The 12,270-nt window shown below is 61.4% G+C and carries 9 protein-coding genes; 6 read left to right on the top strand and 3 right to left on the bottom strand.

Features of this window, described 5'->3' with window-relative positions; translation table 11 throughout:
* Positions 1-3: 3 nt before the first annotated feature.
* Positions 4-576 carry an acyl carrier protein phosphodiesterase gene (locus tag IF199_RS06780; RefSeq protein WP_192559977.1) on the bottom strand — a complete coding sequence of 191 codons (573 nt, stop codon included), beginning with the start codon at positions 574-576 and terminating at the stop codon, positions 4-6.
* Between the two features lie 171 nt (positions 577-747).
* On the opposite strand from IF199_RS06780, the gene IF199_RS06775 reads away from it, so the two are divergent.
* From IF199_RS06775 to IF199_RS06765, 3 genes are read left to right on the top strand one after another with little or no spacing between them, the layout of a single operon-like run.
* Positions 748-1,050 (top strand): ArsR/SmtB family transcription factor, encoded by a 303-nt coding sequence (locus tag IF199_RS06775; RefSeq protein ID WP_007957866.1) that lies wholly within the window; start codon positions 748-750, stop codon positions 1,048-1,050.
* Between the two features lie 33 nt (positions 1,051-1,083).
* Positions 1,084-2,247 (top strand): MFS transporter, encoded by a 1,164-nt coding sequence (locus tag IF199_RS06770; protein WP_096819473.1) that lies wholly within the window; start codon positions 1,084-1,086, stop codon positions 2,245-2,247.
* A gap of 32 nt (positions 2,248-2,279) precedes the next feature.
* Entirely contained in the window at positions 2,280-3,329 is a 1,050-nt protein-coding gene (locus tag IF199_RS06765; RefSeq protein WP_192559976.1) for an alkene reductase, read from the top strand.
* Positions 3,330-3,580: 251 nt separating this feature from the next.
* Here the strand turns inward: IF199_RS06765 and emhR are convergent, their stop codons facing one another.
* Positions 3,581-4,213: an efflux system transcriptional repressor EmhR gene (gene emhR, locus IF199_RS06760; protein ID WP_102621467.1), complete on the bottom strand. Its 633-nt coding sequence runs from the start codon at positions 4,211-4,213 to the stop codon at positions 3,581-3,583.
* Positions 4,214-4,480: 267 nt separating this feature from the next.
* Here emhR and emhA point away from each other — a divergent pair, with 267 nt between their 5' ends.
* Genes emhA through emhC form a run of 3 tightly spaced genes read left to right on the top strand, consistent with a single transcriptional unit; the run spans position 4,481 to position 10,245 of the window.
* The gene (emhA, locus tag IF199_RS06755; RefSeq protein ID WP_085712979.1) at positions 4,481-5,635 is read left to right on the top strand and encodes an efflux RND transporter periplasmic adaptor subunit EmhA; all 1,155 of its coding nucleotides are present in this window, start codon (positions 4,481-4,483) and stop codon (positions 5,633-5,635) included.
* Between the two features lie 3 nt (positions 5,636-5,638).
* A complete protein-coding gene (gene emhB / locus IF199_RS06750) occupies positions 5,639-8,788 on the top strand; it encodes an efflux RND transporter permease subunit EmhB (RefSeq protein ID WP_102621468.1) in 3,150 nt (1,049 codons plus the stop codon).
* Positions 8,785-10,245, top strand: coding sequence for an efflux RND transporter outer membrane subunit EmhC (gene emhC / locus IF199_RS06745; protein ID WP_102621469.1), 1,461 nt, complete (start codon positions 8,785-8,787; stop codon positions 10,243-10,245). Before emhB ends, emhC begins: the two co-directional genes overlap by 4 nt.
* Before the next feature lie 62 nt (positions 10,246-10,307).
* Here the strand turns inward: emhC and IF199_RS06740 are convergent, their stop codons facing one another.
* Positions 10,308-12,257: a multinuclear nonheme iron-dependent oxidase gene (locus tag IF199_RS06740; protein WP_192559975.1), complete on the bottom strand. Its 1,950-nt coding sequence runs from the start codon at positions 12,255-12,257 to the stop codon at positions 10,308-10,310.
* Positions 12,258-12,270: the final 13 nt, after the last annotated feature.

The raw sequence follows: 12,270 nt of genomic DNA, 5'->3' as shown, positions 1-12,270 counted from the left end.
TGCCTACAGCTGCCGGCCTGCGAAGTCCTGCAGCTGTGGGTAGAACAAGCGAAAGTCGTCACTGAGCGGTTCGTACAAACGCCGCAATTCCTGCATCGCCCCCGCCAGTTCTTCAGGCTTGCTCAGGCGCCGGGAAATCCCGCGCAGCACCTGCTCCAGCACTTCAAATTCCTGATACGAACCCAACCAATCATTGGCCACCATATGCGGGGCGATCTTCGCCAGGCGCTCGGGCAATTGCCGCTCACTGGACAGCACTCGGTATACGTCAGTGGTGAATTGCCCCAGCGGTCGGTCGGCGTAGAGCGCCCAATCGCGGGCCAGGCAATGGTCGAAGAACACGTCGAGGACGATGCCGGCGTAACGGCGACGAGTCGTGGAAAAACGCGCCAATGAAGCGTCCACCAACGGGTGGCGATCGGTGAAGACATCGATTTGTCGGTGCAGGGCAATCGCCGCTTCGATCTCAGGATCGAACTGCCCTTGCAGCCGTCCTTTGACGAAATCGCCATACAGACTGCCGAGCCATTGACCGGGACGCTGGCCACCGAGGTGCAAATGTGCGAGATAGTTCATGGGCGCAGCTTAGCACCGCGCCCGCGTTTGTTTACACCTCACATATCGTTATAACTCGATATACCGATTTATGCGGTCGTCAGATCGAATTCATATTGGTATATCGCGAAATACCGATTTAAAGTTCGCCTCATCGCGATATAGCGCTACACACATCACGAGCAACCAGCCATGAACATTGACCTCGACGAAATAATAAAAGCCCTGGCACACCCAGTACGGCGAGACATCCTCAACTGGCTGAAAGACCCGAAAGCCCAGTTTCCGGAACAGATCCACAACCACGAGTACGGCATCTGCGCCGGGCAGATCGATCAACGCTGCGGCCTGTCGCAATCGACCGTCTCCGCCCACCTGGCCACCCTGCAACGCGCCGGGCTGATCAGCAGCCAGAAGGCCGGCCAGTGGCACTTTTTCAAACGCAACGAGGACGTGATCCAGGCGTTCCTCAGCACCCTCAGCAAAGAGCTCTGACCCTTAACGTCAGCCAGCCAAAAGGACCCAACGATGCCCCTCTCGCTTCTCATACTCGCCTTGAGCGCCTTCGCCATCGGCACCACCGAGTTCGTCATCATGGGCCTGCTGCCCGATGTGGCGGCCGACCTCGGTGTGTCGATCCCCGGCGCCGGCTGGCTGGTGACCGGCTACGCCCTGGGCGTGGCGATTGGTGCACCGTTCATGGCGATGGCCACCGCAAGACTGCCGCGCAAGGCTGCACTGGTCGCGTTGATGGGCATCTTCATTATCGGCAACCTGCTCTGCGCCATCGCCACTGACTACGAGGTGCTGATGTTCGCCCGAGTCGTCACCGCCCTCTGCCACGGTGCGTTCTTCGGCATCGGTTCGGTGGTTGCGGCCAACCTGGTGGCACCGAACAAACGCGCCTCGGCGGTAGCCCTGATGTTCACCGGCCTGACCCTGGCCAACGTACTCGGCGTACCGCTGGGCACCGCACTCGGTCAGGAAGCCGGCTGGCGCTCGACCTTCTGGGCAGTGACCGTGATCGGTGTGATCGCGCTGATCGGCCTGATCCGCTTCCTGCCGGCCAAGCGTGACGAAGAAAAACTCGACATGCGCGCCGAACTGGCCGCGCTCAAAGGCGCCGGGATCTGGCTGTCCTTGAGCATGACCGCACTGTTCGCCGCCTCGGTGTTCACCCTGTTCACTTATGTCGCACCGCTGCTGGGCGATGTCACCGGCGTCTCGCCCCGTGGCGTGACCTGGACTTTGATGTTGATCGGCCTGGGCCTGACCGTCGGCAACATCATCGGCGGCAAGATGGCCGACAAAGGCCTGGCCGCGACACTGATCGGCGTGTTCATCGCCATGGCCGTGACCTCCACCGTACTGACCTGGACCAGCATCGCGCTGATCCCGACCGAAATCACCCTGTTCCTCTGGGCCACCGCGTGTTTCGCCGCCGTGCCAGCCCTGCAAGTGAACGTCGTGACCTACGGCCAGGCCGCACCGAACCTGGTGTCGACCCTGAACATCGGCGCCTTCAACGTCGGCAACGCCCTCGGCGCCTGGGTCGGCGGCAGCGTCATCGCCCACGGCTACGGCCTGACCAGCGTACCTCTTGCTGCTGCGGCGCTCGCGATCCTGGCACTGCTGGTCACCCTGATCACATTCCGCCGGAACGGCAATCCCGAGCTGGCCACCGCTAACTGATTCACTCACTTACTTCACGAGGGTTGTATCTCATGGCAACAATTTTCGATCCGATCAAACTGGGCGATCTCGAACTGTCCAACCGCATCATCATGGCGCCGCTGACCCGCTGCCGCGCCGACGAAGGCCGCGTACCGAACGCGCTGATGGCCGAGTACTACGTACAACGCGCCTCGGCCGGCCTGATCCTCAGCGAAGCCACTTCGGTGACCCCGATGGGCGTCGGCTACCCGGACACCCCGGGCATCTGGTCCAATGATCAAGTGCGCGGCTGGACCAACGTGACCAAGGCTGTTCACGCCGCCGGCGGCAAGATCGTCCTGCAACTGTGGCACGTCGGGCGAATTTCCCACCCGTCGTACTTGAACGGCGAAGCGCCGGTTGCACCGAGCGCCATCCAGCCTAAAGGCCACGTCAGTCTGGTGCGTCCACTGGCCGACTTCCCGACGCCACGTGCGCTGGAAACCGCTGAGATCGCCGACATCGTCGACGCCTACCGCGTCGGCGCAGAAAACGCCAAGGCTGCCGGTTTCGACGGCGTGGAAATCCACGGCGCCAACGGTTACCTGCTCGACCAGTTCCTGCAAAGCAGCACCAACCAGCGCACCGACAACTACGGCGGCTCCCTGGAAAACCGTGCCCGCCTGCTGCTGGAAGTGACCGACGCAGCCATCGAAGTCTGGGGCGCCGGCCGTGTCGGCGTGCACCTGGCACCACGCGCCGACTCCCATGACATGGGTGACGACAACCTCGCCGAGACCTTCACCTACGTCGCTCGTGAACTGGGCAAGCGTGGCATCGCCTTCATCTGCTCCCGTGAGAAAGAAGGCGCCGACAGCCTCGGCCCGCAACTGAAAGAAGCCTTCGGTGGCGCTTACATCGCCAACGAACGCTTCACCAAGGACAGCGCCAACGCGTGGCTGGCCGAGGGCAAGGCTGACGCTGTGGCATTCGGTGTGCCGTTCATCGCCAACCCGGACCTGCCGGCACGTTTGAAGGCCGATGCGCCGCTGAACCAACCGCACCCGGAAACCTTCTACGGCAAAGGCGCGGTCGGCTACCTCGACTACCCGACGCTGTAAGCCACACTGCAGAAACGCAAAAAGCCCCCGACTCGTGAGAATCGGGGGCTTTTTCATGGGTCGCGGGACAGGTGGGCCGCTCACATTCGTTCACAGGCTCGACACAAAATCCCTACAAAATACGTAGTTCGCTACGTATCAACTCGATGGGTTGAGGTATATAAAAGCAATCCACTGCGGCGAGGCGAACGAACAGGGATCTTCATCCGCCTCCTTCGTTGACATAACCTGATCCAAATACGCATTTTGTTTCATTTGCGCAGGCTGGGGCTCCAGCGCAGCATATCCAGCCCTGTATCGACCCAGCGCTCGGCTTCGGCATACAGCTCGAAACTGTCCGGGGCCAGCAGCCATTGATACAGGATGCCATCGATAAAGGCGTGAATGCTGATGGCCGCGCGGGCGGTGTCGAGGTCTTGCGGCAACTGCCCCCGATTGACTGCATTACTCAACGTCAGCGCGATCCGCACATTGCAATCGAGGCTGGCCGTCCGACGCTGTTGGCGCAGGTCGCACATTTCATCGGTGAACTCGCACTTATGAAACAGAATTTCGTTGATACGCCGGGTTTTCGGGTCCAGCGCAACTTGATGAAACAAATGAATCAGCAATTTGCGCATGCAGCCCAGCGGGTCTGGCTCGTCCTCGCTTTCGCTGGCCTTGGCCAGCTCGTCCAGCGGTTCATGCAGCGTATCGAGCATCGCCTGCAACAGGTCGGCCTTGTTGCTGAAGTGCCAGTAGATGGCGCCGCGCGTCACGCCGGCCATCGTCGCGATGTCCGCCAGCGTCGTGCGCGCAACGCCCCGCTCATAAAAAGCTTTCTCGGCCGCTTCGAGTATCTGGCTTCGTGTCTCTTGAGCTTCCTCTTTGGTACGACGGACCATGGCAGTAAAACCTCAAACAGGATGTTTCAGGGATGGCTGAATATCCGCTGAATAAAAAGGGGTGGATCTCTCGCGGATCGACTCCCCCGGCCTACAATTTCAGACCTTGCGACGACTTTTGTAACCAGGTGGGTACGCGGCAAAGGTATTTACAAACAACCATGAACGTAAGTATATTCCTTAGCAAGCTACTTATCCACCCGGTACCCTATTTTTACCCTTCCACACTTCTTGTGCGCTTTTCGCGCGCCTGACCCGAGGATCTTCATGCAATTCAAGCCAGCTGTTACCGCTCTGGTCACTGCCGTCGCCCTGGCATCGCTGCTCAGCGGATGTAAAAAGGAAGAGGCGGCTCCCGCCGCACCACCTCCTCAGGTCGGCGTCGTCACCCTGCAACCACAGGCCTTTACCCTCACGTCGGAACTGCCGGGGCGCACCAGTGCGTTCCGCATTGCTGAAGTCCGTCCGCAGGTCAACGGCATCATTCTCAAGCGTCTGTTCAAGGAAGGCGGCGATGTCAAAGCCGGCCAGCAGCTGTATCAGATCGATCCGTCGGTCTATGAAGCGACCCTGAAAAGCGCCGAAGCCAACCTGCGTTCGACCAAGTCGATCTCCGACCGCTACAAGCAACTGGTCGACGAGCAGGCCGTGAGCCGTCAGGAATACGACACGGCCGTGTCCAACCGCCTGCAATCGGAAGCTTCGCTGCAGAGCGCGCAGATCAACGTGCGTTACACCAAGGTCTACGCGCCGATCTCCGGGCGTATCGGTCGTTCTTCGGTCACCGAAGGCGCACTGGTCAGCAGTGGCCAGGCCGATGCGATGGCAACCATCCAGCAACTGGACCCGATCTACGTCGACGTCACTCAGTCTTCGGTCGAATTGCTGGAACTGCGCCGCGAGCTGGAAAGCGGCCGCCTGCAGAAGGCCGGCGACAATGCCGCAGCGGTCAAGCTGACCCTGGAAGACGGCAGCCAGTACAAGCTCGACGGTAAGCTGGAATTCTCCGAAGTGTCGGTCGACCCGACCACCGGCTCCGTGACCCTGCGCGCCGTGTTCCCGAACCCGGATCACACCCTGTTGCCAGGCATGTTCGTCCGCGCCCAGCTGCAGGCCGGTGTCAACGCCGCCGCCATCCTGGCGCCGCAACAAGGCGTGACCCGTGACCTCAAGGGCACGCCGACCGCGCTGGTCGTCGGTGCGGACAACAAGGTCGAACTGCGTCAGCTCAAGGCCAGCCGTACCGTCGGCAGCCAGTGGCTGATCGAAGACGGCCTGAAAGCCGGCGATCGCCTGATCACCGAAGGGCTGCAATTCGTCCGCCCTGGTGTTCAGGTCAATCCGACCGAAGCGACCAACGTAGCCAAGAACCCGGCACCCGCCAAGGCAGCTGACAAAGCCTACGGCGGCAAAGGGGAGTAACTCATGTCGAAATTTTTTATCGACCGTCCGATTTTCGCCTGGGTAATTGCCCTGGTGATCATGCTGGTCGGGGCTCTATCGATCCTCAAGTTGCCGATCAACCAGTACCCGAGCATTGCGCCACCGGCCATTGCGATTTCCGTGACCTACCCGGGTGCTTCGGCACAAACGGTTCAGGACACCGTGGTGCAGGTGATCGAGCAACAGCTCAACGGTATCGACAACCTGCGTTATGTGTCGTCGGAAAGTAACTCCGACGGCAGCATGACCATCACCGCGACCTTCGAGCAAGGCACCAACTCCGACACCGCGCAGGTCCAGGTCCAGAACAAGTTGAACCTGGCCACCCCGCTGTTGCCGCAGGAAGTGCAGCAACAGGGTATCCGCGTGACCAAGGCAGTGAAGAACTTCCTGCTGGTGATCGGCGTGGTGTCGCGTGACGGCAGCATGTCCAAGGACGACCTGTCCAACTACATCGTGTCGAACATGCAGGACCCGATCTCCCGGACTGCCGGTGTCGGTGACTTCCAGGTCTTCGGTGCCCAGTACGCGATGCGCATCTGGCTCGACCCGGCCAAGCTGAACAAGTACAACCTGACCCCGGCCGATGTCAGCGCCGCGATCTCGGCGCAGAACGTGCAGATTTCCTCCGGTCAGCTCGGCGGTCTGCCGGCGCTGCCAGGCCAGCAACTGAACGCCACGATCATCGGCAAGACCCGCCTGCAGACGGCCGAGCAGTTCAAGGCGATTCTGCTGAAGGTCAACCAGGATGGCTCGCAAGTGCGTGTCGGCGATGTTGCCGACGTCGGCTTGGGTGGTGAAAACTCCAGTATCGCGGCGCAGTTCAACGGCAAACCGGCTTCCGGTCTGGCGGTGAAACTGGCCAACGGCGCCAACGCCCTCGACACCGCAAAAGCCCTGCGCAAGACGATTGACGACCTCAAGCCGTTCTTCCCGCAAGGCATGGAAGTGGTGTTCCCGTACGACACCACCCCGGTGGTGACCGAGTCGATCAAGGGTGTGGTTGAAACCCTGGTCGAAGCGATCGCGCTGGTGTTCCTGGTGATGTTCCTGTTCCTGCAGAACTTCCGCGCGACCGTCATCACCACGATGACCGTACCGGTGGTATTGCTCGGTACGTTCGGCATCCTCGCGGCCGCCGGTTTCAGCATCAACACCCTGACCATGTTCGGTATGGTGCTGGCCATCGGCTTGCTGGTGGACGACGCCATCGTCGTGGTGGAAAACGTCGAGCGGGTGATGGCCGAAGAAGGCCTGTCACCGAAGGAGGCGACCAAGAAGTCCATGGGCCAGATCCAGGGCGCACTGGTCGGTATCGCCCTCGTGCTCTCGGCGGTACTGCTGCCGATGGCGTTCTTCAGCGGTTCCACCGGTGTGATCTACCGTCAGTTCTCGATCACCATCGTCTCGGCCATGGCCCTGTCGGTAATGGTCGCGCTGATCTTCACCCCGGCACTCTGCGCCACCATGCTCAAGGCGATTCCGAAAGGCGAGCACGGCACGCCGAAACGCGGCTTCTTCGGCTGGTTCAACCGCAACTTCGACCGTAGCGTTCGCAGCTACGAGCGCGGTGTCGGCAACATCCTGCAGCGCAAGGCGCCGTACCTGCTGGCCTACATCCTGATCGTGGTCGGCATGATCTGGCTGTTCACCCGCATTCCAACCGCGTTCCTGCCGGAAGAAGACCAGGGCGTACTGTTCGCCCAGGTACAGACACCAGCCGGTTCCAGTGCCGAGCGCACGCAGGTGGTGATCGATGAAATGCGTACCTACCTGCTGGATAAAGAGTCCAGTTCGGTAGCCTCGGTGTTCACCGTGAACGGCTTCAACTTCGCCGGTCGCGGCCAGAGCTCGGGTCTTGCGTTCATCATGCTCAAGCCATGGCACGAGCGTGACGCGAACAACAGCGTGTTTGCCCTGGCCCAGCGTGCCCAGCAGCACTTCTTCAGTTTCCGCGATGCGATGGTGTTTGCCTTCGCCCCGCCGGCCGTACTGGAGTTGGGTAACGCCACCGGTTTCGACGTGTTCCTGCAGGACCGCGCCGGTATCGGTCACGACAAGTTGATGGAAGCCCGTAACCAGTTCCTCGGCATGGCTGCGCAGAGCAAGGTGCTCTACCAGGTCCGTCCGAATGGCCTGAACGACGAGCCGCAATACCATCTGGAAATCGACGACGAGAAGGCCCGTGCCCTGGGCTTGAGCCTTTCCGACATCAACAGCACCCTGTCGATCTCTTTCGGTAGTAGCTACGTCAACGACTTCATCGACCGCGGTCGTGTGAAGAAGGTTTACGTACAAGGTCAGGCCGGTGCTCGCATGAGCCCTGAAGACCTGAAGAAGTGGTACGTGCGCAACAGCGCCGGCACCATGGTTCCGTTCTCCGCGTTCGCCAAGGGCGAGTGGATCTACGGCTCGCCGAAACTGGCGCGCTACAACGGTGTAGAAGCGATGGAGATCCTCGGTTCTCCGGCGCCGGGCTACTCGACCGGTGAAGCGATGGCCGAAGTCGAAGCGATTGCCGCCAAGCTGCCACCAGGTGTCGGTATCTCCTGGACCGGTCTGTCCTACGAGGAACGTCTGTCCGGCTCGCAAGCGCCAGCGCTGTACGCTCTGTCGCTGCTGATGGTGTTCCTGTGTCTGGCGGCGTTGTATGAAAGCTGGTCGATTCCGATCGCGGTCATGCTCGTGGTGCCGCTGGGGATCATCGGTGCGCTGATGGCTACCAGCCTGCGCGGCCTGTCGAACGACGTGTACTTCCAGGTAGGTCTGTTGACGACCATCGGTCTGGCGGCTAAAAACGCCATTCTGATCGTCGAATTCGCCAAGGAGCTGCACGAGCAAGGGCGCAGTCTGCGCGATGCAGCGATCGAAGCCTGCCGCATGCGTCTGCGACCGATCATCATGACGTCGCTGGCCTTCGTCCTCGGTGTTGTACCGTTGGCGATCTCCACCGGCGCAGGCTCGGGCAGTCAACACGCGATCGGTACCGGCGTGATTGGCGGTATGCTCACGGCCACGATCCTGGCGATCTTCTGGGTCCCACTGTTCTTCGTCACTGTGTCGTCCATGGGCCAGCGCAAAAACGCCGGCAAGGATGACGCCATAGAAACTCCTAAAGAGGCTGGCCAATGAGCAAGTCGCTACTCTCCATCGCAGTCGCCGCCTTCGTGCTGAGCGGTTGCTCGCTGATACCGGATTATCAGCAGCCGCAAGCACCGGTGGCCGCGCAATTCCCGCAGGGCCCGGCGTACTCGCCGGCCCAGGCACCGGCGCAGGCCGCTGCCGAGCAAGGCTGGAAGCAGTTTTTCCATGACCCTGCCCTGCAACAGCTGATCCAGGTCGCCCTGGAAAACAACCGCGACCTGCGTGTCGCGGCGCTGAACATCGACGCCTACGCGGCTCAATACCGCATCCAGCGTGCCGACCTGTTCCCGGCCGTTTCGGCCAATGCCAGCGGCAGCCGTCAGCGGGTTCCGGCCCGTGCGTCGCAGACCGGTGAAGCGAACATCACCAGTTCCTACACCGCCACCGTCGGCATCAGCGCCTATGAACTGGACCTGTTCGGTCGGGTTCGCAGCCTGAGCGAACAAGCGCTGCAACAATACTTCGCCACCGAAGAAGCGCGCCGCAGCACCCAGATCAGCCTGGTGGCCAGCGTGGCCAACGCCTACCTGACCTGGCAGGCCGACAAGGAACTGCTGAAGCTGACTCAGGACACCCTCGGTGCCTTCGAGGAAAGCTACAAGCTGACCAGCCGCAGCAACGAAGTCGGTGTGGCTTCGGCGCTGGACCTGGCGCAGTCGCGCACCTCGGTTGAAAACGCCCGTGCACAACTGGCGCGCTACACCCGCCAGGTCGCTCAGGACGAAAACAGCCTGACCCTGCTGCTCGGCACCGGCGTGCCGGCCAACCTGCAAGCGGCCAAACCGCTGTCGGATGACCTGCTCAGCGATGTGCCGGCCGGTCTGCCGTCGGATCTGCTGCAACGTCGTCCGGACATCCTTCAGGCCGAGTACAACCTGAAGGCCGCCAACGCCAACATCGGCGCAGCCCGTGCAGCGTTCTTCCCGAGCATCAGCCTGACCGCCAACGCGGGCAGCCTGAGCCCGGACCTGTCCGGCCTGTTCAAGGGCGGTTCGGGCACGTGGCTGTTCCAGCCGCAGATCAACCTGCCGATCTTCAACGCCGGCAGCCTGCGCGCCAGCCTCGACTACGCCAAGATCCAGAAGGACATTGGCGTGGCGAACTACGAGAAGTCCATTCAAACGGCCTTCCAGGAAGTCGCCGACGGCCTGGCCGCGCGCCAGACCTACACCGAGCAGTTGCAGGCGCAGCGTGACTTCGTTCAGGCCAACCAGGATTACTACCGTCTGGCCGAGCGTCGCTACCGCATTGGCGTCGACAGCAACCTGACCTTCCTCGATGCCCAGCGTCAGCTGTTCAGCGCCCAACAGGCCCTGATCACCGACCGCCTCGCGCAGCTGACCAGTGCGGTCAACCTGTACAAGGCACTGGGTGGTGGCTGGAATGCGCAAACCGCGCAGAACGAGCCGCTGAAAGAAGAAGCGCCGAAGATGAAGTTGTTCTGATCGTCTCGCGATAAACAAAAAGCCCACCATTCGGTGGGCTTTTTGTTGTCTGCGCAACGCCTTCAGCCGCCGACACCGTTGAGCAGAAACACCGGTTCTTCCAGATAATCGAGCCCCAGGCGGTTTTCGAACATTTCATCGCGCAGCGCCGCCGTGGTGAAACACCCGAGGCTCAGCGCGGTGGCCACCAGTGAAAACGTCTGGCTCAGGTGCCCGGCATCCATCAGCGCCACCCGCAGCGCCCGGCTGAACTCGTACTTCCAGGACAACCGCTCGACCCGCGCGGTGGACACGAACACCGCGGCCGCATCCTTCACCCAGGGTTGCCCGCCGCTGGCCTCGCTGATCCAGGTTCTAGGATCCTCCCGCGACAGCAATTCCAGTCCGTGACGACGTACGGAGTAGTGATAAAGCCCCCGCTCGAAACCCTGCACATTCATCAGCACCGCGTACACCTCGGTGGCTTGCAGCGAGCCGCCGGAGGGCGAGGTTTTCTTCAGAAAATAGTCGCCCATACCGTTCGGTTCCATCGCCGTCACGCCCCAGGTGTAATAGAGCAGCAGGGACAATTGCGTCGGGGTCAACGGCTTGCCGCTGAACGCCCGAGACGTACGTCGGGCGCACAGCGAATCAAGCAGTGTCGTTTCGGCGAGGGTCTCGCCGGGCACCAGCAGCGGGTTTTCCAGGGCAATGAAAGGATGAGAGTGATAGTCCTTGAAGGATGACGGCTGACGCTGCTGCGAGGCCTTCTGTTCAAGCTCGGCCTCAAGCTCGACGACGCTGACGTAGGGCGTCTGCAAACCGGTGCGGGTGCTGAGGTAAAACTCCAGCGCAGCCTCCCAGCGGGACCAGAGCTTGAGCGGTTGCCTGTGCACCCTGTCCCGCGAACCTGCGACAGATTGCACAATCCCGTGACTCACCAGCGCCTGCAAAAAAGCCAGATGACTACCCTGCTCCGGGCTATTCAAGACGCCCGGCAGCATCAGCGCACTCTCAAGCGAATGCGGGGTCATGAAGTGGTTCAACAACGGCAGCAACGTCAGGCAGAAATCCAGACTCAGGCCCGACTGCCGATCCCGCAGCACGAATGATGAAGACCCGACACTGAACCACACGCTTTCCCTGAGTTTGAGCAACGAGCCGGGCTCGAGGGCCTGAGTGTCCGGCGCTGGCGGCGGCTCGCGGCCCTGCCAGAACATATCCCTGGGCTTGAGACGCTTGATGTCGCGAATCAGGACTTCCAGCTGTGCATCGTCGGCTCTGTCGGCGATGTCCCATTCCAGCGTCACCGCCCTGACCGGGGACACCGCAAACAGCTGCGCCAACAGGTCCCAGTCCCGACGCGGATGCCCGGTGTGGATTTCAATCAGCCGATCCAGCGGCAACGAACGCAAATAATCCTTGAAGTCGTAACCCAGCGCTTTGGCGGTGGTGATGGCGCTGTCCAGATCCAGCAGAAACCCCGCACCGCTGCGCTGCACCACGCTTGAAATGAATTCGCCTTCCGACTGCTCGGGGGCGTCGGCCAATGAAAACAGACGCGGAGCATTTTCCAGCACCAGCGGTGTCGCGGTCAGCGCTTGCAGCTCAAGGGCGTTGGCGACCACCGTGTCGGCCACTTCCGCTGCCAGGGTCGGCAAGATGAAGTGCTGGGTGTCGCCACCGTGAAACCGCGACCAGGAAATGTGCTCGGCCAGCCAGGGTGATCGGGTTCTGTCGCACAGCCGTCGGGTCATCTGCAGAAACTCGCGATCCATCGCGATCCCTACACTGCCGAGAGACAGGCTGGAGGAATGCAACAGACTGGGCGTCTGCTCCCCGACTTCAAGCAGTCGCGGTTCGAGGATGCTGTGGGTCGGCTGAAACTCCAGGTAATCGAAATACGGCAGGCCTTCGGCGAGGATCCGTTCGAGGGCCGGATCGACTGCATGATCCGCAACCCGGTGCCGGGGCAAGTGATACTCCAGCCCTACCCCGGCCTCGGGAAACCGCGAAGCATCGAACATCGTCATGATTGCCTCCCGG

The organism is Pseudomonas allokribbensis (assembly GCF_014863605.1).
GTDB classification, from domain to species: domain Bacteria; phylum Pseudomonadota; class Gammaproteobacteria; order Pseudomonadales; family Pseudomonadaceae; genus Aquipseudomonas; species Aquipseudomonas allokribbensis.
The sequence above is the reverse complement of the archived record's forward strand: the minus strand, read 5'-3'. Positions and strand labels throughout refer to the sequence as shown.